Raw genomic sequence first — 24,348 nt, 5'->3', positions numbered from 1 at the left:
TCGCCCCCCCACCCCGCCCCCGCGACATTCCGTCAGACCTCACTGGAGTTCGCGATGGACGCTGCAACCGACTACGCCCGCATCGAGCGGGCCATCCGCTTCCTCGACCGCGAGCGTGCGGCGGCGCCGTCGCTGGCCGCGGTGGCGGCGCACGTAGGGCTGAGCGAGTCGCACTTCCAGCGGATGTTCACGCGCTGGGCGGGCATCTCGCCCAAGCGCTTCGTGCAGCATCGCACGGCCGAGGTGGTGAAGCGCCTGCTGCGTGAGCGACGGCCGGTGCTCGAGGCGACGTACGAAGCCGGGCTCTCCGGGCCGGGGCGCCTGCACGATTTGATCGTGAACGCCGAGGCGGTGACGCCGGGCGAGCTGCAGCGCGGAGGGTTGGGCGTGACCGTGCGCTACGGCTTCCATCCCACGCCATTCGGCGAGTGCCTGCTGGCGCTTACGTCGCGCGGCATCTGTCATTTGGCCTTCGTGGCGCCGGTGTCGCGCGAGGATGCGCTGGCGCGACTCGCGCACGACTGGCCCTTGGCGCAGCTCGTGCCGGATCAGAACGCGACGCGTGCCGCGGCGGCGAAAGCGTTCCCACCGCCCGGCAGCGCTGCCGTCCCGTCACTCGCGCTGCACGTGAAGGGCACGAACTTCCAGCTCAAGGTGTGGGGCGCGCTGCTGACGATTCCGCAGGGGGAGGTTACAACCTACGGCGCGATTGCGGCGCGGCTTGGGGATCGCAATGCGTCGCGGGCAGTCGGCTCGGCGGTGGGGGCGAATCCGGTGTCGTATCTCATTCCGTGTCACCGGGTGATTCGGGCGAGCGGGGAGCTGGGTGGGTATGCGTGGGGGGTGGAGAGGAAGAAGGTGATGTTGGCGAGGGAGGTGCTGACACGGGAGATGGGAGGGGGGAGGGGGGTGATGGCGGGGAGAGGGGAGACGGGAGAGGGTTGAGAGACGGGAGAGGGTTGGGAGACGGGAGAGGGTTGGGAGACGGGAGAGGGTTGGGAGACGGAAGAGGGTTGGGAGACGGGAGAGGGTTGGGAGACGGGAGAGGGTTGGGAGACGGGAAGAGGGAGACGAGAAGGGCGCGCCGAGAATCTCGGCGCGCCCTTCCGTCTTCAGTCTTCCGTCCCCTGTCTCTTACGCGGCCTGTGCGTAGTACAAGCTCACCGCCCGCCTCGCACCGCGCTTCAGCTGCCGGTGCACCGCTCGCGCGTACCGCATGAAGTTCTGCCCGGCCACAGGATACCGGGCGAAGAATTCTGTGGGTAGCAGCGAGCCTTTCCGCTGGTTGCAGGCTTGGCAGGCCGAGACGAGGTTGCCGGGTTGGTGCGAGCCGCCGCGCGAGAGCGGGATCACGTGATCCAGTGTGGCGTTCTCGAGGCCGAGACCGGTCCCGCAATAGACACAGCGACGTCCACAATCCCGGAAGGTCGCACGCTTGACCTGACGCTTGTGCTGCTGGTGGAGCAGGCGGCGAGCGTTACGGGATAGCCCGCGCGGGGCGCGGGCGAGAGCGATATGGTGGACGCCCCTGTGTGACATCGAACCTCGCCGGAAATGACGACACCCCGCGACAGGCCATCTGGCCCGGGCGGGGTGCGTTCAGTGTGGGGGAGGCTCCAGCTCGCGATCGCGGTGAGCGACCGTGGCCACTGCGGCTGGAACGGCTGTCCGTACGTTACGGTCACAGGCCTCCCGTCGCGGAGCGCAGCGGCTAGTGATTCCGAGCCACGCTCCTGTGTGGGTTTGACGAGCCTATGATTGCGAGGTCACGTGAGTGTACGCAAGGGAAAGCGGGAAGGTCGTATATTTGTGATATTGCGCGTCATTACTGCCTGTTGCCGCTCCAGATTGCAACAATCGTACAGGCGCTGTTGCCCGCCGCGCGCTGTAGCTCCACCGGCGCGCCCGCTGCCGTCGGGTAGATCTCGATGCCGGCCACCGACAGCGCCGAGATGAGGTCATCGACCGACTGCCGGCCCGCCAGGAAGCGCGCCGTGCCATTCAGACGGCCGCCGAGCCGCTGGATTTCATCCTGACCTTCGCGGGTGTAAATCTCCTCGACCATATTCGTCATCTTCATCCCGTCGAGCAGGACGGTGACGGCGCAACCAGCCCCGCGGCCTGAGAGGATGGGACGGCGGTCGTAGCGCTGGATCACGAGGTACTGCTCGCCGGCCAGGATCGACGAGACCTGCGTGACGTGCCGCTGGTCCAGCTCCTCTGGGGTGATGAATCGGCCGAGGTTGGCGCCCGTGCGCACGCGCTCCATCCGCTCGTAGAAGCCGCGGCGCGCCAGCGGCGTGTCGCGCCGCTCGGTGATGGTCCGCGGGTTCAGCGCCCGCGGCAGGGGGTCGAGCGTGACCACGAAGCGACCGTCTTCAATCACGCTCGCGTACTCCCCGAACGGTCGGTAGCCGATGCGCCGCACCACGATCTGCACCGAGTCCGCCGTCACCGCCGAGGGCAGCTCGGCGATGCCCATAATGTCCGCCACGCGCGGGGCGCCCGCGCCCATCGAGACGACGGCGTAGGGAATCGGCTGGCCCGTGCGGTCACGGATCTCGACGGCCTTGATGGGTTCGCGGACCTGCGGCTCGGCGTCCTGCGCCACGGCGGACGCGGGGGCAGCGATGCTGGCCGCGAACGTCAGGGCCAGCGCGGAGAGTCGGATCGAGGGAAGTCGGGACATACGCGTGCAGGGTCAGGGTCAACCGAATACTACCCTCGTGGGAGCCTCAGGGTCGAGATGCACGGCCCTCCGCTTCCGTCCTCCGTCATCCGTCCCAAACCCCCCGCCACATAGTAAATTGCGGAGTCTCAACGGCTTCCCTTAAACCCAGCGTCCAATGGCCACCTCCGCCAAGGCCCGTCGCGCCACCCACGGCCTCACGAAGGACCAACTCCTCGCCGCCTACCGCACGATGCTCCTGTCGCGTCGCATCGACGACAAGGAGATCCAGCTCAAGCGGCAGAACAAGATCTTCTTCCAGATCTCCGGCGCCGGCCACGAGGCCGTGCTCACGGCCGCGGGAATGGTCTTCAAGCCCGGCTACGACTGGTTCTATATGTACTACCGGGACCGGGCTCTCTGCCTCCAGCTGGGAATGACGGCCGCCGAGATGCTGTACTCGGCCGTCGGCGCAGCGGTTGACCCCAACTCGGGCGGCCGCCAGATGCCCTCGCACTGGGGGCACAAGAAGCTCAACATCGTCTCCACCTCCTCGCCCACCGGGACGCAGTTCCTGCAGGCCGTCGGCTCGGCCGAAGCCTCCGTGCGCGCCAAGGCGCTGGGCATCAAGGAGGGCTTCGACAAGGACGAAGTGGTCTTCGTCTCCACCGGCGACGGCACCACGTCCCAGGGCGAGTTCTGGGAGTCACTCAACACGGCCTCCAACCTCAAGCTGCCGGTCGTCTACCTCGTCGAGGACAACGGCTACGCCATCTCGGTGCCTGTGGAAGTGAACACCGCGGGCGGCTCGATCTCCAAGCTCGTGGCGTCGTTCCCGGACCTCTACATCCAGGAAGTGGACGGCTGCGACCTGCTGGCCTCCTACGAGGTGATGCAGAAGGCCGTGGACTATGCCCGCAAGCGCAAGGGACCGGCGCTGGTGCACGCCAAGGTGATCCGCCCGTACTCGCACTCGCTCTCCGACGACGAGGTGATGTACCGCCCCGACGCCGAGCGCGAAGCGGATGCCGCGCGCGACCCGATCACGACCTTCCCCAAGTGGCTGGTGGACGAGGGCTACTGCACCGAAGCCGACATCAAGGCGATCCAGGAGTCAGTGGACGCCGACGTGCTGGCCGCGACGGACGACGCGCTCGCGCAGCCGCAGCCGGACGGGAGCACGGTGCCCTTCGCCGTGTACTCGCCGGACGTAGACCCGACCAGCGAGCAGTTCGACACCGAGGACGACCCGCAGTTCTCCGGCGAGCCGACCACGATGGTGGACCTGCTCAACGCCTGTATGAAAGACGAGATGCGGCGCGACGAGCGCATCGTGATGTTCGGCGAGGACGTGGCCGACGTCTCACGCGAGGAATACCTCGGCAAGGTCAAGGGCAAGGGCGGCGTCTTCAAGGTCACGTGGGGACTGCAGAAGGAGTTCGGCGGCACCCGCGTGTTCAACTCGCCGCTGGCCGAAGCGAACATCATCGGGCGCGCGATCGGAATGGCGATCCGCGGCTTCAAGCCGGTGGTCGAGATCCAGTTCTTCGACTACATCTGGACCGCCTATATGCAGCTGCGCGACGAGCTCGCGACGATGCGCTGGCGCTCCAACAACGAGTTCGCCGCGCCAATGGTGGTGCGCACCACCTACGGCGGCTACATCCGCGGCGCCATCTACCACTCGCAGACCGGTGCCTCGCTGTTCACGCACTGCCCGGGCCTGCGCGTGGTCTGCCCGAGCAACGCGCTCGACGCCAACGGCCTGCTGCGCACCGCCATCCGCTCGGACGATCCGGTGATCTTCCTCGAGCACAAGCATCTCTACCGCCAGACGTACAACAAGGCGGCGTATCCCGGCCCGAACTTTATGATTCCGTTCGGGAAGGCCAAGACGGTCAAGGAAGGCACGGACGTCACGGTCGTGACCTACGGTGCGACGGTGCAGCGCGCGCTGGTCGCGGCCAAGCAGGTCGAGGAGGAGAGCGGACTTTCAGTGGAAGTCATCGACCTGCGCACGCTCTCGCCCTGGGACCAAGAGGCGGTCTACGCCTCGGCGCGTAAGACCGGGCGCGTCATCGTGGCCTATGAGGATTCGCTCTCGTGGGGCTACGGCGCGGAGATCGCGGCGCGCATCGCCGACGATTGCTTCGCTTGGCTGGACGCGCCGGTGAAGCGCGTGGCGTCGACGGATACGTTCGTGGGCTACGCGCCGAGCCTGGAGGACGCGACGCTGCCACAGGTGAGCACGTTCAAGGCGGCCTACGAGGAGATCGCGCGGTTCTAGCGCGTCTCGCTCCGAGCGCGCGCACGGTGGCTCGTCGGTTCCGGCTCCTGCGCGCGGCGGCACTCGCCGCAGTGGTGGTCGCCGTGCTCGGTTGCCGCGAGACCACGCCGTCGATCGAGCCGGTCGTGCGCGCACACTTGGAGCGCTACCCGCTCGCCGGGCTCGAAGACCTCTACAGCGCGCTGCTCCACGGCGCGCTTGGCCCTGCGCACGGCACCGGTGACTCTGCCGGCGCGGCCAACTGGCTGCAGCGCGAACTGGCCACGCTGCCAGCCGGGCCGGCGGAACCCATCGCCGAAGCCATCGCTGGCGATACGAGCGTGGTGCGTCTCAACCTGCGACCGTTCCTCGCCGCCGGCGGCGCGCCGGACTCGCTGCTCGTGGCTTTCCTGCGCTCGGGCCGGTCGGTGACGCCGCGTCCGTTCCGCCTGGCGCACGGGCTGCGCGAGCTTGCCGAGCTCGCCGATGCCGGCACCCTGCCCTGGAATGGCGACTCCGTGCGAAGCTTCTTGCGCCGCGTGACGGATCGAGACCACGAACTCCTCGGTCACTCCTCGGCGTACCTCGAGGCATACCGACCAGCGTATCGCGTGGTGAGCCGTCCGGAGCTCGCCCGGCTCTTTCCCGAGAAGGCGGACGACGAGCTCTTTGTGCCGACAGCGCCGCCGTTCCCCACCGGGAGCTTCGTAGACGACTACGGTGCCGCACACGAGATCAGCGCCACCGAGTGGCGGCACGGGTACTCAACGCCCAGCGCGATTCGCGCCTGGCATCCGAGCCGCCGCTATCTCCTCGCCGAAACAGTGCCGGCGGCCGACACGAGCCGCGGCACCTGGATGCGCATTGACTGGGTACCCCTCGACGGCGCGCCGTGGGAGTGGGCGTACTGCATCATCGCCTACGATAAGGTGTCGGCGGCGATGGCGGAGGCGGACACCAGCGCCCGCCCCGCCACTCCGCGCACCGGCTGCGGCCGGTTTCCCTTCACGCGGCTGCGGCGCGCTGAGGCGGCGTCGCGCTAGCCGACGCGCCCCAGCGCAATCCCGCTAGCGCACCTCGACGGTGACCACCTGCTCGGCGGGATCGCCTTCGTAGAAGTAGCGCCCACGCAAGACGATGGTCGCGGTCCCCGGCGTGTCGAACTGCAGCGTCACCTGACGCTCGAGGAAGGTGAGGTCGCTCGTGCACATCTCAACGTCCTGCGGCGCATCGTGGGGCACCACGATGAGCGTGCGGCCCGCATCGGCAACGCTGAGGTCAGTGCGGGCGGCGCTGCGGCAGCTGGAGCCGGCCGTGCGGACCGTCACCGTGAACGGCCGGCCGGCGACCACGGACTCTGGCCAGTCGAGCCAGCGGGCCCGCGGGTCCGTGCCCGGCGGCGTGCCAAAGGGACCGTCAACGAACCCGACCTCGAGCGCGACCGGGTCCTCGTCGGCGACGAGGAGCTGCAGCGTGGATGTGGGAGCGGTGGCCTCGCAGGCCGTCAGCGAGGCAAGTGCGATGGTGGCGAGAGCGAGAATGCGGCGCATCTGGTTGCTGTCCTCAAAGCGGAGTGGAGTGTGTCGTACCAGCCCTTCGACACGTCCTACCCGCCCAAGATCACCCGTGTTACGCGTCTTGCCCGACCAAGTGACGAGCCGTTTCTGCCGCGGGGCGAACGGCGCGCTGTTGCGCGCGTTCGCACCCGCTTCTGTAGCCTGCAGTATGTATGCCTCGCCGAGTCTCGCGGACTAGCGAAAGCTCGCGCGGCGCACCAACACCGCGGCCTGCCCCACCGTCGGCAGGCCCATCACCGCGGCGGGATCCCGCATATCGGGGCGCGCAGCCTCTTCGTGCGCGTGATGCTCGTCCGACTTCTGCGTCCACGCGACGGTTGCGCGGCTCGGGGACAGCCCGACGACCGGAAAGCTCGCGGCCTGACCAACCTCGCTGAGCGCGACGGCCGGCGTGAACGTTGCACCAGCGTCGTATGACAGGCGCGCGAACACCCGCATCCCGTTGCCGACATCATCATCCCAGGCTGCAAGCACGGTGTCGCCACGCACGTCCAGCTGCACGTGCACAGGGCGCGGGGTCCCGATGGCACTCAGGGCCTGGGGCGCACCGAAGTTCACGCCGTCATCCGCGCGCGCGTACCACGCGGCGGCGCGCCCCTCCTTGCCCGTCCACCACGCGATGTGCAGGCGTCCTCGCGCGTCGGCGACGATCGACGGACCCGCGTGCGGACAGCCGGGGAACACCCAGCCATCGGCGTGCACCCGGGTCGCCTCGCCGAAGGTCCGGCCGCCGTCGCGCGAACGCGCGACGACGATGTCACGCACGTCGCCCTCGAGCACCGTGCGCCACGCCACCCACACCGAGCCGTCGGGCGCCGAGGCGATCGCCGTCCGGCAGCAGGGACAGGCCTCGCCCATCGAGATGCGGACGTTCTTGCCCCAGGTCCGTCCCCCGTCGTCGCTGCGCGCGAGAAAGGCCGCGCTCCGACCCTCGCGACCATCCAACCACGCCGCGATGATGCCGCCGTCGGCCGCGGTGTGCAGCGCGTGGAAGTTGTGCGACCCGAACACCAGCGTGTCGTCGGTGACAGTCACCGGGGCATCCCAGGTCGCGCCACCGTCGGTTGACCGCGCGTGCCGCAGCGCGCTCACCGGAAACCGGCGGCCGGGCACCAGCTTCCCGACGACCCACAACGCGTGCAGTGAACCGTCCGGCGCCCACGCGAGTTTCGGCGGCGCCTCGCCGTGGGGCTCGATCGGACCCAACGTGTCCCGCAGGTCCGTCACGCGGTCACCGACGCGCACGTGGAGCACGCCGTCGGTGCCGCCGTCGGCCGCACTCACCCACGCGATGGCCTCTCGCCCATCGGCCGAGACGGCAAACATCGGGGCGGCGCCGACGCCGGTGGACGCGCTGACCACCTCGGACTCACCGAAGCGCGGTCGCTCAGGAGCGCAGGCGACGACGGATGCCAAGAACACTGCGAACGCGATACGCATCAGCGCGTCCCTCCAGCACTCCAGCCGTAGCGCATCCCCGCGAAGACCGTCCGCGGCGCGCCCGGTGTGTACAGCACCCCTTGGAACTGATCGTAGCTCGCCAGCTCGGCGAACCCGCGGTCACCGAGGTTGGTGACGCGCGCAAAGAGCTCAACCGACGGCATCACGAAGGCATTGGCGTGCAGATGCACGACCTGGTGTCCGCCGTAGGTTCGGGCGTTGGCCGGATCCATCGCGTAGCGCCCCGTGTGCGACCACTCCACGGCGAGCCGGCCACCCTTCAGCGCGGCGGGCGTCCAAGTCAGCAACGCATTCGCGAGATCCTGCGGTGCCTGCTCCATCAAGTTGCCGGAGTAGTTCACCTCGGGCACGGCCGGCGTCGGCGGATTCGCCGGTCGCGCCGCCTGCGGAATCCAGCGCACGTAGCGCTGCGAGGCGTTGCTATAGCTCGCGTCAAGCCGCAGCCGCGACGACAGCATCGCCGTGACGCCCACTTCGACGCCCTTGGCGCGGGTCTCGCCGGCATTCGTGGCCTCGCGCGTGTTGCTCGCGGTCACGAACGTGAGAATGTCGTTGCTGATCGTCATATCGTAGACGCTGGCCTGGAAGGCGATCCGCGCGCCCAGCTGCCCGCGAAGCCCGGTCTCCACGCTCTGCACGGTGACCGGCTTGAGGTCGACGGTGTTGGCCGCCGAGTTCTGCTGGAAAAGCTGTCCCTGCGACGGAGCGCGGAAGCCCTGGCGATACGACCCGTACCACGCGAGACGCGGCGTGAACTCGTAGACCGCGCCGAGCTTGGGACTGACGCGGGCGTAGCGCACGTCGGTGTCCTCGGGCCGGCGGAACGGCCCGGTCGCCAGCGGAGCGAGCCGGGTCCGGTAGTCGTAACCGCTCAGGTCGCCGCGCAGGCCGACGTCCACCCGCAGCTTGGTGAGTGGCGAGGTCTCGACGTGCAGGTACGGCGACGCCTGCAAGTACGTGACGTCGTAGTCGTACTGCATCTCGGCCAAGGTGTAGGTCGCGTAGACATTGTCTGGCCCGGTCGGGCTGACGGTGATGCGCTGCACCGAGAAGGAGCCCGGCGAGTAGTCGACGTCCACGCCGCCGACCACGCGGGTATTCCAGGGCTGCAGGTCGCGTCGCAGCTTCGCGAGCACGCCGAGCGAACGGTTGCGCGTGTCCCAGATCTGCGGCGCGAACGTCAACTGCCAGCTGGGCAACAGCTCCATCACGTTGTCGCGCACGAACGGCGTGATGCTCAGCAGCGTGGCACCCAACTCCTTCTCCATTGCGACCGATGCGCGCAGCGCCTGGGCCGAGCGGAAGGCGATCGGGGCCCGATTGAGCGCCCGGTTGCCCTCGAACTGCGTGAGGTTGATGGCCGGCACGTCCTGCTGGTTGACCTTGGTAAACGCCGCCACGGAGCGAAACGTCCAGCCGCCGCGCGTGGCGAGATCGTGCCGCAGCGTCGCGCTCGTGCGATCGAAGGGCGCCGCATCCTTCCAGTTGTCGGAGCGCGTCAGGTTGAGGTCGAGCCGCAGGCCCTGCGTGCCACGCGACCAGCCGGCCGAGCCGAGGGCGCGCGAGTAGCCGAAGCCACCGCCTTCCAACGCGAGTTCTGCCTCTGGGGTGGCCGGCGCGGGACGCGTGAGGACGTTCACCACACCGCCGATGGCGTCCGATCCATAGAGCGCCGTCGCCGGGCCCTTGAGGATCTCGACGCCGCCCGACTGCGGGATGTTCACTTCGTAGAGCGCGTTGTGGTTGAAGAAGCCCGTCGGGCGCGTCGGGATGCCGTCCTCCAAGTAGAGGAACAGCGGTTTGGTCGAGATCGGCGAGCGCATCGCCAGCGAGTGCCCCTCGCCGGAGAGTTCGCTCACCCGCACGCCGGCCACGCGGTTCAGCAGGCCCGAGGGATGGGCGGCCCGCGTGCGGCGCACTTCGAGTCCGTCGAGCACGTCGATGGTGACGGTGCTGTTCTGCGCACGCGTCAATTCGCGCGTGGTCGAGACCACGACCGGCGCCACGACCGCGGCGCTGCGGCGCATCGTGAGATCGAGCGTCGCCGGCACCCCGTCGACCACGCGGATGGCCTGACGGGCCTCCTCGTAGCCAAGCAGGCGGGCGACAACGACGTACTCGCCGGCAGGCACCGACGGAATGCGATAGCGCCCGTCAGCGCCGGTGGTGGCGCCGCGCGGCGTGCCGTCGAGCCGGACGATGACATCGGCCAGCGGACGGTTGCCGTCGACAGAGAGGATGCGACCCGTGAGGGCCGCGTTGCCCTGCGCGGCGAGCGTGGCCGGCAGGATGACGACGAGGAGCGCGCGCGCGACGAACCGCCGCGCGGCGCGGATGAGGGACGACATTGTGTGTGGCTCCAGCAGCCAAGAGGTGACGACGCGCCGCGCGACGACAGTGCCGCGGGCGAACGACTCAGGTCGTCAGGGCTGCGGGCGGTGCGTTCGCGAACGGAAGCTGGAGGTCCGGCGCACGCGGAACGGCGCGGGTGGCGGCACTGCGGCGTGGCGCCGGTGCGTCGACTGGCACCGCGACGGGTATCGCCGGGGTAGCGGCCAGCGCCGCGACGGCTGCCGCGCAGCACTCACCAAGGCACTGGCAGGCGGAGCCGGCCCCATCATCGGGCGTGGGAGGAACCGAATCCTCATCAAGCGACTCGGCGTGATGCCCGTGGTGCGCGTGTTCGTCGTGTGTTGCGTCAGCGCGCTCCGCTGCGGCTGCGAAGGCTGGGCCCGTGTGTGCTGCGTGCCCGCCCGCGTGCATATCGCAGGCGTGCAGGTTCGCTGGCTCGGCGATCAACAGCGCGAGCCACAGTGCCTGCAAGACAGCGAACGTGCGACGCATCACGAGCAATCTACTCGGAATGCCGAAGGGAGTTCAACGCCGCTCCACCGCATCCCGCACGTCCAGCAGGATCTCGAAGTACAACTGTTCGCGCCGGTACGCGAAGTCCAGCGACGCCATCTGCGCCTCGTCGCCGCTCTCCTTCGCCCGCTTGAAGGCCTCGGTGTACATCTCCTCGAGGTTGGCGAGGATGCGGTCGCGGGAACGGGACATCGAAATCTCCTTCAGGGCAGTAAAGGTGAGCCGAGGCGGCACGAAGGGCGCCGGTTCCGGCGCGGCCTTCTTAGGCGTCTCGAGCAGGTATTTGGAAGCGACGTCGAGGAACTTCCGGCGCGCGTCAAAGTCGTTGGCCATCGTGCGTGCAACCTAGCCACGGTCAGTGCGCCAAACAAAGGGGACGCACGCGGAACGCGCGCCGTGACGGCGAAGGAGCAAGGAGTTGCGAGCTACCTGTGCAGCCCGAATTGGAACGCCGCCGAGGGGGCAGACTGCTCGTAACCCTTTAGCGGACTGCGAGATGAACAACGGAAAGTCTTCAATTGGGATGCCGAGCACGAGACCGAGCCGGGCGCTCACTTGCTGATTGAAGCACTCGCTCGTTAGGGAAACCGAAGTGGCGGTCGCGGCGTAGCGTGAATATGTCACTCGTCCTTGGGCTGACCTTCGCCTTTCAGGTGGCGTCTGTCGCGGTCGCGGACTCCGCCGAGACATCGCAGTTGCTGGTCCGAGCGCGAGCGCAGCGGTACCAGCAGGACTCAGCGCTCGCGTCATACACGGCCGTGGCGCGGCAGCGTTGGTCGGCCGGCATCGGACTCGCCGGACTGGACGGGTACGGCCCGGCCGGACGCACTCGCCTTGCGGCGCGGTTCGAGAGCGTCGCACGCGTCCGATGGGGCCGCGGCATCGAGGCCACGGCAGAACTGCTCGCCGGGCGCGGCGTCGCGCCGATCGACGGCGAAATGGAACCTACTCCCGCGACGGCAGGCATCGTCTTCACGTTGCCCTACGCGCCGAACCGCGACCAACTCTGGCCGATGAGCGAAGTCGCCGACGCACGGCGGTCGGCTGCTGAGTGGGTCAGCCACCCGCTCGCTCCGGGCTCCGATTCACTGTATCAGTTCTCGCTCGGCGGACGACTGACCCTGACGCTACCGAGCGGCACCACCGTGCCGCTGCGTGAGATGTTCGTAACTCCGCGCTATCCTGCGCCGCACTTGATCGTCGGCTCACTCTGGCTCGACGAGCGCACGGGAGCGCTGGTGCGCGCCGCATACCGCCCGAGCCACACGTTTGACTTGCTCCCGTTCCTACGCCCCGAGATCACGAGAGACGACGAGCGGATCGCTGCGGCCTTGGGGCCGCTACGGGGTCGCGTGGAAGAGATCGTGGTGGAGCACGGACTCTACGGGGAGCGGTTCTGGCTGCCGCGCGCGCGCGCCCTGCGCGCCGAAGGCACCGCGAAGGTCGGACGCGTGACGATTTCGATCGAGCAGACGTTCACGTACGAATCGGTGGCGCAGGGTGGGACGGTCAGCGCGCCCGTTGCGCCAGGCACACCGGCAATCCGACGCACCCGTGAGCGCGTGTCCGGCACACGCGTGACAGTGTTCATTCCGAATGACCAATCGTCGCTCCTAAAGAACGAGTACTTGCCACCGAGCATCTTTGACTCGTCTGAGGAGTTCTTTACCGAGACGAACTTTGACCGCCTGCGGCGCGAGGTGTCCGGCGCGACCGCAATGCAGCGCCAAGCCGAGTGGTCGCCGCAGCAGACCGAGTGGACCTGGGGGATGAGCGACGGGATGCTGCGATTCAACCGGGTGGAGGGCGTTTCGCTTGGTGTGCGCGGCGACCGTCCGCTCGGACGCGGCTTTGCGGTAACGGGCAGCGCGCGCATCGGCAGCGGGGACTGGGAGCCGGGCGCCGAACTGAGCGTCCGACGCACCGGCAGCGCAACGATACGGCGCGCAGGCGTCTATCGCCGCCTGGCTGCAGCCAATGACTGGGGACACCCGCTCGGCCTTATGGCCTCCGCGGGCGCGTTGTTCGTCGGCAACGATTACGGCATCTACTATCGTGCCCACGGGACGGAAATCGGCAGTCGGCGCATCCCGGTCGCGTCGGGCAGCGCGTTCGAGTGGCGGGCCTTCGTCGAGCGGCAGGAACCGGCACGGACTGGGGGCGACCAATCGTTGGCGCACTGGCTGGGCGGCGGCCGCTTCCCGCCGAATCCACCCGCGTCAGCAGGCACGTATGCCGGCGCGGAATCGAAGGTCCTCGCGGTGCTCGGTGTGAATCCGCGGACGCTGCAACTTTCAGGTGAACTATCGGCGGAGGCAGCGAATGGGCCGCTCCCCTATGCACGCGTGCGCGGCGAGTCGCGGCTCGCGCGTGGTTTGATGAGCCGAGGACATCTGAGCGTGGTGGCGGCGGCCGGTACATCGTCCGGTGCGTTGCCGGTCCAGCGGCGGTTCTACCTCGGCGGCCCGGCGAGCCTGCACGCGCACCGCGCCGGCGAGGTCCAGGGCGAGAGCTTCTGGCTGGCGCGCGGCGAAGTCGGTTGGCAGGGCGAGATGCTGCGCCGCAGCATCTTCGTCGAGCAGGGCTGGGCCGGCGCACGAAGCGAATTCGCACACGCGGCGAACCGCGCGTCGGCGGCGGGCGTGAGCCTGTCCGCGCTCGACGGCCTGTTGCGCCTCGACGCCGCCGCGCGCCTCGAGGGTCGACCGCGTTGGACGCTGGACGTTGCGGTGGACGTGCGCTGAAATTCGCACCAGCGACCGAGCGACGCGAGCAAACCCTGGCGTCGGCGCACACCCCCTACAGACTTCGTGGCGATCCCGAGAGACTTCCGCTTCGAGTACAGGGTATTGGTGCGCGCAGGACGCTGGTTCGCCGCGAACTGGCACGGGGGTTGCGGGGTTATATACCCAGATTCTCGGGACTGCTGCCGCCTTGGCAGACTGCCCGTAACCCTTTGGTGGAGTTCGAGATGAACAACGTGAAGGTCTTCGCTTTGATGGCGGCTATGACCGCGCTCCTCGGCGCGGTGGGTGGTGTCGTCGGGGGCCAGAGCGGGCTGGTGGTGGCGCTGCTGTTCGCCGGCGTGATGAACGTCTTTATGTACTGGAGCAGCTCGAAGATGGTGCTCCGGATGTACAAGGCGCAGGTGGTGACTGCCGCGCAGGCACCGGAGCTGTACGAGATGACCGACCGCCTGCGCCAGCGCGCCGGACTGCCGATGCCGACGCTGGCCATCGCGCCGCACGAGCAGCCCAACGCCTTCGCGACGGGCCGCAACGCGGAGCACGCGGTGGTCTGCGTGACCGCCGGCCTGCTCAAGCTCGTGAACCGCGACGAACTCGAAGGCGTGATCGCGCACGAGCTGGCGCACATCAAGAACCGCGATATGCTGCTGCAGACGATCACCGCGACGATGGCGGGCGCGATTTCGATGCTCGGCCAGATGGCGCTGTGGTTCGGCGGCCGCGACGAGAACGGGAACCGCAATATGGTCGGCGCGCTGGTGATGTTCTTCGTCGCGCCGCTGGCGGCCGCGCTCATCCAGTCGGCCATCTCGCGGCAGCGCGAGTTCAAGGCGGACAAGGTCGGCGCCGAGATCAGCGGCAAGCCCCTGGCGCTGGCGAGCTCGCTGCAGAAGCTCGAGGCCTACGCCAAGCGGATTCCGATGGACGTGGCGCCGGCTGCGGCGGCGCTGGCGATCTCCAACCCGCTCTCGGCGCTGGGCGGCGGGATGATGTCGCTGTTCTCCACGCACCCGGCCACGGCCGACCGCGTGGCCAAGCTGCAGGCGATGGCGGCCTAGCGTTACCTGATGCCGCGAGTGGCGAGCAGGCGCGCCACCGCCGAGTCATCATCGGCGAAGGGGAGTAGCGAGGCGACGACTGCGTCCTCGCTCTCCCCTTCGACGGCCATCAGGGCCGGTGGAATCCCGCCCTCGGCCTCGCGCGGCGTACCGGCGCGGCGGTCCACCTCGATCACCGCAGCCACGGCGCCGGTCGTGGCGGCCGGCACGCGGCGAATCCGGACGAGCGGGCCGTGGGGCATCTTGCGCTCGTAGAGCACGCTGGTGAGATCAGGATTCATCTGCGGAAATGTCGCGCCCGCGGGGCGCGGCGTCCACTGGGCTGGGACCGGGCGATGCGAACACGGCCCAGGCCGCTGCGTCACTGCGCCGGGCCGTAGCGGTGAAAGACCGCCTCGGCGACCTCGCGCCCGCCCTTCAGGTGCTCGACGACGATGCGCTCGAGCAGTGCCGGCGTGACGTCGGCGTACCAGGTGCCCTCGGGATACACCACGACGATCGGCCCGCCGGTGCAGACACCGAGGCAAGGGGCCTCACTGCGCTTCACGCGCGTGGGACCGAAGAGCAGGCCCTCGCGCTCGAGCAGGCGCGCGAGAAGCGAGTAGATGGCGCGGCCGCCGCGGTCGGCGGTGCAGTAGCCGCCTGTGCACACGAGCACGTGTCGCGTGTACGGCTCCATCAGGCCCTCGAGCGGGTGACGCGCCGGCATCAGGTGCCCGGCAGCTTGTTGTCGCCCGGCGGCGCGATGTAGCGGTACTCCTCCACCGGCGTGCCCCCGACGAGGTGCTCGGTGAAGATCCGCTGGGCCCTCTCGACGGTGATGCCGTGGTACCAGACGTCCTCGGGATACACGACGACCATCGGCCCGTGGCCGCACTGCGCGAAGCAGCCGGCGTGGTTCACGCGCACGGACTGCGCGATGCCGGCGTCGCGGCAGGCGTGCTTGAGGGCCTCGAAGGTGGCGGCGGAATCGGCGGCTTTGCAGGTCTTGCCGGAGGTGCAGACGAAGATGTGGCGGGGGTATTGGGACATTCCTTGCTTGGACTCGGGTCGGGAGATGGGAGGGGGGAGGGGGGTGACGGCGGGGAGGCGGGAGAGGGGAGAGGGCTGGGAGAGGGCAGACGGCCGGGAGAAGGGAGACGGTTGGGAGAGGGAAGAAGCAAACTGCACCTACCTTCCGTCTTCAGTCTTCAGTCTTCCGTCTTCAGTCTTCGCCCCAATACCTTAACACGTGGCCACCCCTGAACAGTTCGCCGAGCTGGATCTGCGCGTGGGAACGGTGCTCGCAGCGGAGCCGTTCCTTGAGGCACGCAAGCCGTCGCTCAAGCTAACCATCGACTTTGGGCCGGGGCTGGGGCTGCGGCGCTCGTCGGCGCAGCTCACCGAACGTTACTCGCCTGAGTCGCTGGTCGGACGGCAGGTGATCGCTGCCGTGAACCTCGGAGAGAGGCGCATCGCCGGCTTCAAGAGCGAAGTGCTGGTGCTCGGTGCGATGCCCTCGCCCACCGACGTCGTGCTGCTCCAAGTGGACCAGCCGGTGGAAAACGGAACCCGAATCGGATGACTTCGATGCGCAGACTTGCCTTGCTCGCCGCCCTGCTGCTTGCCGCGCCGCTTTCCGCGCAGTTGCCGCAGGAACTCATCGCCATCACGCGCGCCAACGTCGTGGACGGCGTCTCGGATACGCGACTGCGCAACGTGACCATCGTACTGCGCGGCGGGCGCATCGAGAGCATCCGCGTGAATGGGCCGGTGCCCGCTGGCGCGCGCGTGCTCGACGCCGCCGACCGATGGGTGGCGCCGGGGATGATCGACGTGCACACGCACATCCGCACGGTGGCCGATGCGCGGCGTGCGCTGCACAGCGGCGTGACGACGGTGCGCTCCGCCAGCGTGCCGAACTACCAGGACGTTGCGCTGCGCGACATCGCGCGGGCGGGGCACCTGGTGCTGCCGGATATGGTCGCGACGGGCGTGTTCGTGACGCCCCAGCTCGGCGAGACGATCCTCGCAGACGCGCGGCTTGGCCCCTTGGCCGGCGGCGTGCAGACGCCGGAACAACTGCGGCTCGTCGTGCAGGTGAACGCCGCGCGAGGCGTAGACTGGATCAAGACGCGTGGCACCGAGCGCGCCGGCCTGCCCGACACCGATCCGCGCCAGCAGACCTACACCGAGGCGCAGTTGCGCGTGATCGTCGAGGAGGCAAGCAAGGCCAACCTCCCGGTGATGGCGCACGCGCACGGCGACGAAGGCGCCTACGCGGCGGTGCGCGCGGGCGTGAAGAGCATCGAGCACGGCACTTACCTCTCGGACTCCACGCTGCGCCTGATGAAGGATCGCAACGTCTGGCTGGTGCCGACGCTTTCCACCGTGGTGGACCTCACCACGCCCGGCGGCGACTACTCGGACCCGGTACTGGAACTGCGCGGCCAGCATATGCAGCCGCGCTTGGAGGACGTGATTCGCCGCGCCCACGCACTGGGCGTGCGCATCGCCGCCGGGGCCGACACCGACTACGGCCGCGAGAGCACGACGCGTATTGCGCACGAGGTGATGCGCTTCACGGCACTCGGGCTGTCGCCGAAGGATGCGCTGGCGACGGCGACCAGCGGCGCCGCCGAGTTGCTCGGGAGTGGAAATCGCATCGGACGGATTGCTGAGGGATACGAGGCGGATCTCATCATTCTCGAGCACGACCCCCTGAGCGATCCGGGGACGCTGCGGGATCCGCTGTTGGTGATCACGAATGGGCGCATCGCGCTCGACCGGCTCCGGATGGGGCTGGGCAACTGACTGTGGAGCGAGTGAATGGCTGAAGGGACGCAGGGCAAGCCGCCGACGAAGACGGTCATCACCTGGACGGGCGATCAGCAGTTTGACGCTGGCCGTGCAAGCGGCGGCCCGACGATCCATATGGACGGGCGCGGCGTCGCCGGACCGAGCCCAGTGGACACCCTGATGATCGCGTTGGCCGGCTGCACGGGCGTGGACGTCACCGAGATCCTCGCCAAGCGGCGGACCCCGGTGGAATCGCTGCGCATCGAGGTCACCGGCGAGCGCGCCAACGGCGTACCGTCGCGCGTGGTGGCGGTGGATATCGCCTACTACATCAAGGGCGCGGGTGTCGAGCGCGTGCACGCGGAGCGGGCGATCGAGCTAGCGATCACCAAGTACTGCTCGGTGCGCGACACGTTGGATCCGAACCTGCCGATTCGCTGGACGCTGGAGCTCCAGAGCTGAACGTCGCCGCACGGGGGCTCGGGCCCTCGTGCGCTACTTGAGCGTGACGCTCACCGGACAGTGATCGCTGCCCATCACGTCCGTGTGGATCTGCGCCGCCTTCACCTGCTTGGCCAGCGCCGTGGACACCATCACGTAATCGATCCGCCAACCGATGTTCCGCGCACGGCAGTTGGCGCGCTGACTCCACCACGAATAGTGGCCGTTGCCCTGCGTGAAGAGGCGGAAGCTGTCCACGAAGCCCGCGTCGACGAAGGCCTGGAAGCCGGCGCGCTCCTCATCGGTGAAGCCCTTGTTGCCCACGTTCGGCTTGGGATTGGCGAGGTCGAGCTCGGTGTGCGCGACGTTAAGGTCGCCGCAGAAGATCACCGGCTTCTTCTTCTCCAGCGCCTTGCAGTGCGCGAGGAAGGCCGGGTCCCAAGCCTTCTCGCGCAGCGGCAACCGGCTGAGGTCATCCTTGGCGTTGGGCGTGTACACGCTCACCACGTAGAACTTCGCGAACTCCGCCGTGACGACGCGACCTTCGTCGTTGCTGTCGCGGCCCTCGCCGTCCACCAGCCGGTACTGCTTGGCGATTGCCTTGGAAAAGCCGAAGCTGACCGACAGCGGCTTCACGCGCGAGAAGATCGCCGTGCCCGAATAGCCCTTGGTGGACGCCGAGTTCCAGTACTCCTCGTACTGCGGCAGGTCCACCTCCGCCTGGCCCTGCTCGGCCTTGGTCTCCTGCAGGCAGAGGATGTCCGGCTTGTGCTTGGCGATGAACTTCTGGAAATCACCCTTGCGGATGACGGCCCGCAGCCCGTTCACGTTCCACGAGTAGATTTTCATTCCGCAATGTAGTTGCAGGTCTCATCCGTCATCCGTCATCCGCCATCCGTCATCCGTCATCCACCATCCGTCCGCTACTTGCCGATCTCCCGCAACAAATGCCGCAGTTCCGGAATCAACACTCGACTCAGCCCGAGCTCAACGGCCTTGCTTGACCCCGGCAGCGACACGATCACCGCGCCCTTGGCGCTGCCGGCCGCAGCCCGGCTCAGGATCGCCGTGGTACCAATCTGCTCCTGGTAGCTCAGGAGCCGGAACAGCTCACCGAAGCCGGGAATCTCCTTCTCGAACAGCGGCGTGACCGCCTCGATCGTGCGGTCCTTGCTGCCGAGGCCGGTACCGCCGGTGATGACGATGGCGTGGAGGTCGCCGCGGGCGAGCCAGTCCTGCACCAACGCACGCACGCGGGGTTCATCGTTGGGGAGCAGGTCGTGGAGGGTGATCTCGTGGCCGGCGTGCTCAAGGAGGCGGCGGGCCAGGGGGCCGGACTCATCGGTGGCTGCCGTACGGGAATCGCTGACGGTGAGCACGGCGCAGCGCAGGGCGCCCAGGCCTGCGGCCTCGCTGCGATGTGCGGCGGTACCCGCCGGCGCCTGGGAAGAATCGGGCGAAGCGGGCGTCACTCGGCGCTCAACGCGTCAGGCCTTCGGCGCGCAGCGCGTTCATCAGCTTGTCGCGCAGCGACCCCGGTGCGCAGCTGGCGGACTTGGCGGCGTGCAACGCCGCGAGAAAGCGCTGCTCGAAGTCGTGGTGCGTGAAGCAATCGGGGCAGGACGTGATGTGCCGGCGGAGTTCGCGCTCGCGCGAGTCGGTGAGTTCACCGTCGAGCAAGTCGAACAGCTTGTCCATCGCGTTGCGGCAATCCTTGATCGGTGCGCCGTCGTCGTGGGACGTCATCAGTGGCTCCCGTCTGGGCCGGGTGTGGGGACTATGCCAAGGTCTTGGGCGTGGAGCAGGAGCTGCTCCTGGAGCAGCTTGCGGCCGCGGAAGAGCCGCGAGCGCACCGTACCGACGGGCACGCCGAGCACGGCGGCGGCGTCCTCGTAGGACTGGTCTTCGAGGTCCACGAGCACCACCGCCGAGCGGAAGGTCTCGGGGATGGCGTTAAGCGCGTCGTTGATGGCGGGCGCGAGATCGGCGCGCGCGAGCAGCGGATCGAGCCCGCGGCGCAGCCAGGCGGTGCGCGCCTGCGCCGCATCCACGGCCTCGGCGCCGTCGTCGTCGAGCGTCACCTCACGCTGCCCGCGCTCGCGCGAGCGCAGGAACACGTTGCGGGCGATGGTGAAGAGCCAGCGGCGCACGTCGGTGCCCATCTGGAAGGTCTGCCAGCTGCGGAAGGCGCGCAGGTAGGTCTCCTGCACGACGTCCTCGGCGTCGGCCTCGTCGCGGGTCAGCGAGCGGGCAAAGCGATAGACGTCGTCGAGCGCCGTCAGCGCGAGGGCGCTGAAGGCGTCGTGCGCCTCGGTGGATTGGGCAAGTTCTTCGGTCACCATAGGGAACTTGGCATAAATCGGTGGTGGGGGGTACCGGTTCCGGGGGATGGGAATTGTGTGGGCTTCCAGTGGGAGGAGGGAGAGGGGGAGGGGGGTGACGGCGGGGAGAGGGGGAGATGGGAGAGGGTTGGGAGGTGGGAGAGGGTTGGGAGACGGGGTGGGTACCATCGTCCCTCGGCCGCCTTCCCTTATCTTCCTCCTTGTCCCCTCGCCCTACCTTCACCCCCCTCCCACCTCCCTCCTCCCTCCTCTAGATGGACCTCACTCACCTCCGGCAGGAGTACCGCCACGCCAGCCTCGGCCGCGACGATGTTGACGCGGATCCGTTGCTGCAGTTTCGGCGTTGGTTCCGCGAGGCGCAGGAGGCCAGGGTGCACGAGCCCAATGCGATGGCGCTGGCGACGGCCGACGCCGATGGGGCGCCGAATGTGCGGATGGTGTTGCTGAAAGAAGCCAATGAACGGGGCTTCGTCTTCTTCACCGACTATCGCTCGATGAAGGGGCTGGAACTGGGCGCGAATGCTCGGGCGGCGCTGTGCTTTTGGTGGGCGCCGCTGGAGCGGCAAGTGCGCATCCGCGGGCCGATCGCCAAGGTCAGCGCCGAGGAGTCGGCGGCGTACTACGTGCAGCGGCCGCGCGGATCGCAGCTGGGGGCGTGGGCGTCGGCGCAGAGCTCGGTGATCGAGAGTCGCGATGCGCTCGAACGGCGGCACGCCGAGTTGGCGGCGCAGTATCCTGATGCCGTGCCGACGCCGCCGCACTGGGGTGGGTATCGTCTCACGCCCGAGTCCTACGAGTTCTGGCAAGGCCGCGAGAGCCGGCTGCACGACCGGCTGCGGTACCGGCAGACGGGCAAGGGCTGGGAGATCGAGCGGCTGAGTCCCTAGCTTCGCGGCGAGCGGGGATCCACTGACCGCGAAGTCCACGCGAATCTCACGTCAGCCGCGTTTGCGGGACGATCAGTTGAGCGCGCGCAGCCCGTCCTTGGCGAGCTGCAAGTTTGCGTCGAGCCCCAGCGCAGTGTTGTACGCCGCCCGCGCTTCGTCACGCTTCCCCTGCCGCCGCAGCACATCGCCGAGTCGCGCGTGGGCGGCGGCCTTGCTGGGCGAGAAGTTGTTTGGCGGCCACTCCTCCACCGCCAGAATACCGCGCAGATGCCGCTCGGCGGTGGTCAGATTCTCGCCGGTCAGCGCCGCGAGGCGCCCATACTGGTAGCGCACTGGGATGTTCTGCGGATGCCGCCGCAGGAATCCCTCGTACGTGGCAAAGGCGTCTGCCGGTCGGCCCCAGTTGTACTGGCGTGCGCCGAGGCTCAAGACCGGCGCGGCAGAGTCGGGCGCCGCGGCCACGGCGGCGCGGAGGGCGCGTTCGGTGGCCACGGTGTCGCGTCCGTGCCAGGCGATGTTCGCGGCGGCGATGTGGCCACGCACGACGTCGCGCTTGGCGATCTCGGCCTGCTGCTCACGTGCCTTGTTAACGTCGCCACCCATCACCGACGGCGCGGCGAGGTAGAACTGAATCAGACCGTCGCGCGCGTCGAGGAGGTTGGGGTCCAACGCCACCGCACGCTCGAAAGAGTTCCGAATGCGCCGCGCCATAAACGGCTGCCGCACGACGCTGGCGTTCTGGGCCTGCTGGCCGACGGCGTTACCGAGCCAAAGATGGTAGGTGCCGTTGCGCGGCTCTTTCTCGATGGCGCGCTCAAAGCTTCGCTCGGCGCGGTCGGGGTTGCCGGCGCGCATATGGGCCATCCCGGCGTTGAAGTCGGCGGCGCCGGGGGAAGCAGGCGCTTGGGACGGAAGACTGAAGACGGAAGGGGACAGCAACTGCAACAACAGCAACATCAGCAGCGAGCGCAGCGACGGCGGGATGCGCAACAGCGACTTGCGGCACATTGGGCGAGGCGAGAAGGGGGTCAGTTGGGAAGAGCGACGCTCTAGCGTACTCGTTCCGACAGCTTGAGTTCCCCCAAGAGTTTGACATAGCTCTCGTAACGGCCGGCATCCACCGCGCCGGCGTCCACGGCGGCGCGGACGGCGCAGCTGGGTTCCACCTCGTGCGAGCAGTCCTGGAAGCGACACTCGCCGAGGTAAGGGCGGAACTCGGGGAAGCACTGGTCCAGGGACTCCGAGGGCAGGCCCCACATCGCGATCTCGCGCAGGCCGGGGGTGTCCACGAGGTAACCGTCGTCGCCGTCGGGCAACGGGATGAGCTTCGCGCCGACGGTGGTGTGGCGCCCCTTGTTGACGCTCTGCGAGATCTCGCCGATGCGCAGCGCGATGCCGGGATGCAGGGTGTTGAGCAGCGAGGACTTGCCCACGCCGCTGGGGCCGGTGACGGCGGTGACCTTGCCGTGCAGCACGCCGCGCAGCTCGTCGAGACCCACGTTCCGCTTCACGCTGGTGCGATGCACGGCGTAGCCGGCGCGTTCGTAGGGACGCGCGAGCGCGTCCACCTCCGCATCGTCGCTGGCGAGGTCCACCTTGTTGAAGACCACGTGCGCCTCGAGGTCGTTGGCCTCGCTGGTCACGAGGAAGCGATCGATCATCCGCGGATGCGGCTCGGGATTCGCGACGGAGAACACCACGCAGACCTGGTCCACGTTGGCGGCGAGCACGCGTTCGCCGTAGCGGCCGCCAGGTTCGCGGCGCGCCAATACGCCGCGTCGCGGCCCGATGGCCACGATGCGCCATCCCCGATCGCTCTCCTCAGGCTCGACGCTGACGTGGTCGCCGACGGCGAGCTTCACGTGGTCGCGGTCCTCCTGCTTGAGCCGTCCGGCCAACGCCGCCGGCAGCAACTCGCCGTCGCGCGTGCGCACCTGCCACACGCCGCCCGTGCCCTCGATCACGATGCCCTCGCGCGCGCTCACGGCAGGAGCTCGTCGAGAAGCGCCTGCGCGCGCGCAATCCGCCAGGCCCCGAGGGCGTCAAGCGCCGCCTCACGCGTCGCGCCGAATTCGAGGTAGGCAGTCTCGAGGTGTCCCTCGACGCCTTCCTCGCCGATGCGCCGCCAACGCAGGAACATCAGGTACGCACCGCAGGCGCCACGCGGATCATCGCCCAGCAGGTCCGCCATCCGCGCGATGCTGTACGAGAATCCGTCCCGCGCATCCAGCGCCGCCGGCCGCGCGTGCACGGCTTCGTAGCCGCCGACGGTGGTCTCGTCGCCCTTGGCGTGGTCCGCGGGAAGGAATCGGCTCAACGGCGCTTCACCATTTCCTTCATCACGTTGCCGGTGATGAAGGCCAGGTTGGCGGGGCGCTCGGCGAGGCGTCGCATCAGGTACGGATACCACTGCGTGCCGAAGGGCACGTACACGCGCATCCGCCAGCCGTCGCGCACGAGCTGCTCCTGCAGGTCGCGGCGCACGCCGTAGAGCATCTGGAACTCGAAGCGCTCCGGCGCGATGCCCTTGGCCTTCGCGAACCGCACGGCCTCGGCGATGATCGCCTCGTCGTGCGTCGCGAGGCCCGGATAGTTGCCGTGCTCCATCAGGCGATGCATCGCCATCACGTAGTTGGCGTCCACGTCCTTCTTGGCAGGAAACGCCACCGTCGCCGGCTCGAGATACGCACCCTTGCAGATGCGCACGCGGCACTGCCGCTCGATGCTCCACTGCACATCATCCAGCGTACGGCGCAGCGCGCTCTGCAGCACGACGCCCACGGTGTCCGGGAAGCCGGGACGCAACTTCTGCTCGAAGAAGTCGAGCGTGCGTTGCGTGTACGGCGAGCCTTCCATATCGAGGCGCACGAAGCCGCCCTGCGCCCCGGCCTTGGCGAGGATCGCGCGGATGTTCTCTTCGCAGAGCGCGTCGTCGATGTCCTGCCCGAGCGCCGTGAGCTTCACGGAGACGTTCAGCTCAAGGCCGCGGCGCTGCATCTCGTCCAGCAGCTCGAGGTACTGCCGCGCGGTCTCGCGGGCCTCGGCGGCGTTGGTGACCGACTCACCGAGCAGGTCGAGCGAGGCGGCGATACCCCTGGCCTTGAGCTCGGCGACGGCATCGCAGGCGGTGGCGATGGTCTCACCGGCCACGAAGCGCGAGGCGAACCTCTTGGCCAGGCCGTTGTTGCGGACGAAACGGAAGATCTGCGGCTGGTGCGACAGGTACAGCAGTGACTTACGGAGCATTGGGAAGGTGTA

27 protein-coding genes are annotated in these 24,348 nt (G+C 68.5%); 9 read left to right on the top strand and 18 right to left on the bottom strand.

The features are described from left to right. Positions 1 to 54 precede the first annotated feature (54 nt). Positions 55 to 945 carry a methylated-DNA--[protein]-cysteine S-methyltransferase gene (locus tag KF689_03105; GenBank protein MBX3132365.1) on the top strand — a complete coding sequence of 297 codons (891 nt, stop codon included), beginning with the start codon at positions 55 to 57 and terminating at the stop codon, positions 943 to 945. A gap of 189 nt (positions 946 to 1,134) precedes the next feature. Here the strand turns inward: KF689_03105 and KF689_03100 are convergent, their stop codons facing one another. Then, a complete protein-coding gene (locus tag KF689_03100) occupies positions 1,135 to 1,539 on the bottom strand; it encodes an HNH endonuclease (protein ID MBX3132364.1) in 405 nt (134 codons plus the stop codon). A 286-nt stretch (positions 1,540 to 1,825) separates the two neighbouring features. Continuing rightward, positions 1,826 to 2,689: a hypothetical protein gene (locus tag KF689_03095; protein MBX3132363.1), complete on the bottom strand. Its 864-nt coding sequence runs from the start codon at positions 2,687 to 2,689 to the stop codon at positions 1,826 to 1,828. Positions 2,690 to 2,846: 157 nt separating this feature from the next. On the opposite strand from KF689_03095, the gene KF689_03090 reads away from it, so the two are divergent. Together KF689_03090 and KF689_03085 are read left to right on the top strand one after the other, a co-directional pair. After that, positions 2,847 to 4,955, top strand: coding sequence for a dehydrogenase E1 component subunit alpha/beta (locus KF689_03090; GenBank protein MBX3132362.1), 2,109 nt, complete (start codon positions 2,847 to 2,849; stop codon positions 4,953 to 4,955). Between the two features lie 26 nt (positions 4,956 to 4,981). Beyond that, positions 4,982 to 5,977, top strand: coding sequence for a hypothetical protein (locus KF689_03085; GenBank protein ID MBX3132361.1), 996 nt, complete (start codon positions 4,982 to 4,984; stop codon positions 5,975 to 5,977). 24 nt (positions 5,978 to 6,001) lie between these two features. Here the strand turns inward: KF689_03085 and KF689_03080 are convergent, their stop codons facing one another. From KF689_03080 to KF689_03060, 5 genes are all read right to left on the bottom strand, one after another. Beyond that, positions 6,002 to 6,484, bottom strand: coding sequence for a hypothetical protein (locus tag KF689_03080; protein MBX3132360.1), 483 nt, complete (start codon positions 6,482 to 6,484; stop codon positions 6,002 to 6,004). 201 nt (positions 6,485 to 6,685) lie between these two features. Next, positions 6,686 to 7,951, bottom strand: coding sequence for an exo-alpha-sialidase (locus KF689_03075; GenBank protein ID MBX3132359.1), 1,266 nt, complete (start codon positions 7,949 to 7,951; stop codon positions 6,686 to 6,688). After that, on the bottom strand, positions 7,951 to 10,320 hold the full coding sequence (locus tag KF689_03070) for a TonB-dependent receptor (GenBank protein ID MBX3132358.1): 2,370 nt from the start codon (positions 10,318 to 10,320) through the stop codon (positions 7,951 to 7,953). Before KF689_03070 ends, KF689_03075 begins: the two co-directional genes overlap by 1 nt. 67 nt (positions 10,321 to 10,387) lie before the next feature. Then, the gene (locus KF689_03065) at positions 10,388 to 10,816 is read right to left on the bottom strand and encodes a hypothetical protein (GenBank protein ID MBX3132357.1); all 429 of its coding nucleotides are present in this window, start codon (positions 10,814 to 10,816) and stop codon (positions 10,388 to 10,390) included. Between the two features lie 33 nt (positions 10,817 to 10,849). Beyond that, on the bottom strand, positions 10,850 to 11,170 hold the full coding sequence (locus KF689_03060) for a hypothetical protein (GenBank protein ID MBX3132356.1): 321 nt from the start codon (positions 11,168 to 11,170) through the stop codon (positions 10,850 to 10,852). Positions 11,171 to 11,454: 284 nt separating this feature from the next. Here KF689_03060 and KF689_03055 point away from each other — a divergent pair, with 284 nt between their 5' ends. Continuing rightward, complete coding sequence (locus tag KF689_03055) at positions 11,455 to 13,581, top strand: hypothetical protein (protein ID MBX3132355.1); 2,127 nt, start codon at positions 11,455 to 11,457, stop codon at positions 13,579 to 13,581. A 227-nt stretch (positions 13,582 to 13,808) separates the two neighbouring features. Beyond that, positions 13,809 to 14,642: a zinc metalloprotease HtpX gene (locus KF689_03050; protein MBX3132354.1), complete on the top strand. Its 834-nt coding sequence runs from the start codon at positions 13,809 to 13,811 to the stop codon at positions 14,640 to 14,642. 2 nt (positions 14,643 to 14,644) lie between these two features. On the opposite strand, the gene KF689_03045 is transcribed toward KF689_03050, so the two are convergent. The 3 genes from KF689_03045 to KF689_03035 all read right to left on the bottom strand — a co-directional run bounded on the left by KF689_03045 (position 14,645) and on the right by KF689_03035 (position 15,674). Then, a complete protein-coding gene (locus KF689_03045; GenBank protein MBX3132353.1) occupies positions 14,645 to 14,923 on the bottom strand; it encodes a hypothetical protein in 279 nt (92 codons plus the stop codon). An 80-nt stretch (positions 14,924 to 15,003) separates the two neighbouring features. Beyond that, positions 15,004 to 15,351 (bottom strand): NAD(P)H-dependent oxidoreductase subunit E, encoded by a 348-nt coding sequence (locus KF689_03040; protein MBX3132352.1) that lies wholly within the window; start codon positions 15,349 to 15,351, stop codon positions 15,004 to 15,006. After that, complete coding sequence (locus KF689_03035) at positions 15,351 to 15,674, bottom strand: (2Fe-2S) ferredoxin domain-containing protein (GenBank protein MBX3132351.1); 324 nt, start codon at positions 15,672 to 15,674, stop codon at positions 15,351 to 15,353. The genes KF689_03040 and KF689_03035 overlap by 1 nt, the downstream gene beginning before the upstream one ends. Positions 15,675 to 15,873: 199 nt before the next feature. Here KF689_03035 and KF689_03030 point away from each other — a divergent pair, with 199 nt between their 5' ends. The 3 genes from KF689_03030 to KF689_03020 are packed head-to-tail and all read left to right on the top strand — an operon-like array spanning position 15,874 to position 17,882. Next, positions 15,874 to 16,206, top strand: a complete 333-nt coding sequence (locus KF689_03030; protein MBX3132350.1) for a tRNA-binding protein — start codon at positions 15,874 to 15,876, stop codon at positions 16,204 to 16,206. Positions 16,207 to 16,211: 5 nt separating this feature from the next. Beyond that, on the top strand, positions 16,212 to 17,435 hold the full coding sequence (locus tag KF689_03025) for an amidohydrolase family protein (GenBank protein MBX3132349.1): 1,224 nt from the start codon (positions 16,212 to 16,214) through the stop codon (positions 17,433 to 17,435). A gap of 15 nt (positions 17,436 to 17,450) precedes the next feature. Beyond that, a complete protein-coding gene (locus KF689_03020; GenBank protein ID MBX3132348.1) occupies positions 17,451 to 17,882 on the top strand; it encodes an OsmC family protein in 432 nt (143 codons plus the stop codon). A 33-nt stretch (positions 17,883 to 17,915) separates the two neighbouring features. On the opposite strand, the gene xth is transcribed toward KF689_03020, so the two are convergent. The 4 genes from xth to KF689_03000 all read right to left on the bottom strand — a co-directional run bounded on the left by xth (position 17,916) and on the right by KF689_03000 (position 20,200). After that, entirely contained in the window at positions 17,916 to 18,710 is a 795-nt protein-coding gene (gene xth / locus KF689_03015; GenBank protein MBX3132347.1) for an exodeoxyribonuclease III, read from the bottom strand. A 74-nt stretch (positions 18,711 to 18,784) separates the two neighbouring features. Then, positions 18,785 to 19,333, bottom strand: a complete 549-nt coding sequence (locus tag KF689_03010; GenBank protein ID MBX3132346.1) for a MogA/MoaB family molybdenum cofactor biosynthesis protein — start codon at positions 19,331 to 19,333, stop codon at positions 18,785 to 18,787. Between the two features lie 7 nt (positions 19,334 to 19,340). Continuing rightward, complete coding sequence (locus KF689_03005) at positions 19,341 to 19,607, bottom strand: zf-HC2 domain-containing protein (protein ID MBX3132345.1); 267 nt, start codon at positions 19,605 to 19,607, stop codon at positions 19,341 to 19,343. Continuing rightward, positions 19,607 to 20,200, bottom strand: coding sequence for a sigma-70 family RNA polymerase sigma factor (locus tag KF689_03000; GenBank protein MBX3132344.1), 594 nt, complete (start codon positions 20,198 to 20,200; stop codon positions 19,607 to 19,609). Before KF689_03000 ends, KF689_03005 begins: the two co-directional genes overlap by 1 nt. Positions 20,201 to 20,457: 257 nt before the next feature. On the opposite strand from KF689_03000, the gene pdxH reads away from it, so the two are divergent. Beyond that, entirely contained in the window at positions 20,458 to 21,090 is a 633-nt protein-coding gene (gene pdxH, locus KF689_02995) for a pyridoxamine 5'-phosphate oxidase (GenBank protein ID MBX3132343.1), read from the top strand. A 72-nt stretch (positions 21,091 to 21,162) separates the two neighbouring features. On the opposite strand, the gene KF689_02990 is transcribed toward pdxH, so the two are convergent. From KF689_02990 to KF689_02975, 4 genes are read right to left on the bottom strand one after another with little or no spacing between them, the layout of a single operon-like run. Next, entirely contained in the window at positions 21,163 to 22,098 is a 936-nt protein-coding gene (locus KF689_02990; protein MBX3132342.1) for a tetratricopeptide repeat protein, read from the bottom strand. 41 nt (positions 22,099 to 22,139) lie between these two features. After that, positions 22,140 to 23,075, bottom strand: a complete 936-nt coding sequence (rsgA, locus tag KF689_02985) for a ribosome small subunit-dependent GTPase A (GenBank protein MBX3132341.1) — start codon at positions 23,073 to 23,075, stop codon at positions 22,140 to 22,142. Continuing rightward, entirely contained in the window at positions 23,072 to 23,407 is a 336-nt protein-coding gene (locus KF689_02980; GenBank protein ID MBX3132340.1) for a hypothetical protein, read from the bottom strand. The genes rsgA and KF689_02980 overlap by 4 nt, the downstream gene beginning before the upstream one ends. Beyond that, positions 23,404 to 24,336, bottom strand: a complete 933-nt coding sequence (locus KF689_02975) for a proline dehydrogenase family protein (GenBank protein MBX3132339.1) — start codon at positions 24,334 to 24,336, stop codon at positions 23,404 to 23,406. Before KF689_02975 ends, KF689_02980 begins: the two co-directional genes overlap by 4 nt. Positions 24,337 to 24,348: the final 12 nt, after the last annotated feature.

The organism is Gemmatimonadaceae bacterium (assembly GCA_019637355.1).
GTDB lineage: Bacteria > Gemmatimonadota > Gemmatimonadetes > Gemmatimonadales > Gemmatimonadaceae > Pseudogemmatithrix.
Note: the sequence above shows the minus strand (reverse complement) of the source record. Positions and strands in the feature narration are given on the sequence as shown.

Bases quoted from the DNA above. Each gene is read 5' to 3' on its own strand.
- KF689_03105 (MBX3132365.1), top strand. From the start codon at position 55: ATGGACGCTGCAACCGACTACGCCCGCATCGAGCGGGCCATCCGCTTC.
- KF689_03100 (MBX3132364.1), bottom strand. From the start codon at position 1,539: ATGTCACACAGGGGCGTCCACCATATCGCTCTCGCCCGCGCCCCGCGC.
- KF689_03095 (MBX3132363.1), bottom strand. From the start codon at position 2,689: ATGTCCCGACTTCCCTCGATCCGACTCTCCGCGCTGGCCCTGACGTTC.
- KF689_03090 (MBX3132362.1), top strand. From the start codon at position 2,847: ATGGCCACCTCCGCCAAGGCCCGTCGCGCCACCCACGGCCTCACGAAG.
- KF689_03080 (MBX3132360.1), bottom strand. From the start codon at position 6,484: ATGCGCCGCATTCTCGCTCTCGCCACCATCGCACTTGCCTCGCTGACG.
- KF689_03075 (MBX3132359.1), bottom strand. From the start codon at position 7,951: ATGCGTATCGCGTTCGCAGTGTTCTTGGCATCCGTCGTCGCCTGCGCT.
- KF689_03070 (MBX3132358.1), bottom strand. From the start codon at position 10,320: ATGTCGTCCCTCATCCGCGCCGCGCGGCGGTTCGTCGCGCGCGCGCTC.
- KF689_03065 (MBX3132357.1), bottom strand. From the start codon at position 10,816: ATGCGTCGCACGTTCGCTGTCTTGCAGGCACTGTGGCTCGCGCTGTTG.
- KF689_03060 (MBX3132356.1), bottom strand. From the start codon at position 11,170: ATGGCCAACGACTTTGACGCGCGCCGGAAGTTCCTCGACGTCGCTTCC.
- KF689_03055 (MBX3132355.1), top strand. From the start codon at position 11,455: ATGTCACTCGTCCTTGGGCTGACCTTCGCCTTTCAGGTGGCGTCTGTC.
- KF689_03050 (MBX3132354.1), top strand. From the start codon at position 13,809: ATGAACAACGTGAAGGTCTTCGCTTTGATGGCGGCTATGACCGCGCTC.
- KF689_03045 (MBX3132353.1), bottom strand. From the start codon at position 14,923: ATGAATCCTGATCTCACCAGCGTGCTCTACGAGCGCAAGATGCCCCAC.
- KF689_03040 (MBX3132352.1), bottom strand. From the start codon at position 15,351: ATGCCGGCGCGTCACCCGCTCGAGGGCCTGATGGAGCCGTACACGCGA.
- KF689_03035 (MBX3132351.1), bottom strand. From the start codon at position 15,674: ATGTCCCAATACCCCCGCCACATCTTCGTCTGCACCTCCGGCAAGACC.
- KF689_03025 (MBX3132349.1), top strand. From the start codon at position 16,212: ATGCGCAGACTTGCCTTGCTCGCCGCCCTGCTGCTTGCCGCGCCGCTT.
- KF689_03020 (MBX3132348.1), top strand. From the start codon at position 17,451: ATGGCTGAAGGGACGCAGGGCAAGCCGCCGACGAAGACGGTCATCACC.
- xth (MBX3132347.1), bottom strand. From the start codon at position 18,710: ATGAAAATCTACTCGTGGAACGTGAACGGGCTGCGGGCCGTCATCCGC.
- KF689_03005 (MBX3132345.1), bottom strand. From the start codon at position 19,607: ATGACGTCCCACGACGACGGCGCACCGATCAAGGATTGCCGCAACGCG.
- pdxH (MBX3132343.1), top strand. From the start codon at position 20,458: ATGGACCTCACTCACCTCCGGCAGGAGTACCGCCACGCCAGCCTCGGC.
- KF689_02990 (MBX3132342.1), bottom strand. From the start codon at position 22,098: ATGTGCCGCAAGTCGCTGTTGCGCATCCCGCCGTCGCTGCGCTCGCTG.
- KF689_02975 (MBX3132339.1), bottom strand. From the start codon at position 24,336: ATGCTCCGTAAGTCACTGCTGTACCTGTCGCACCAGCCGCAGATCTTC.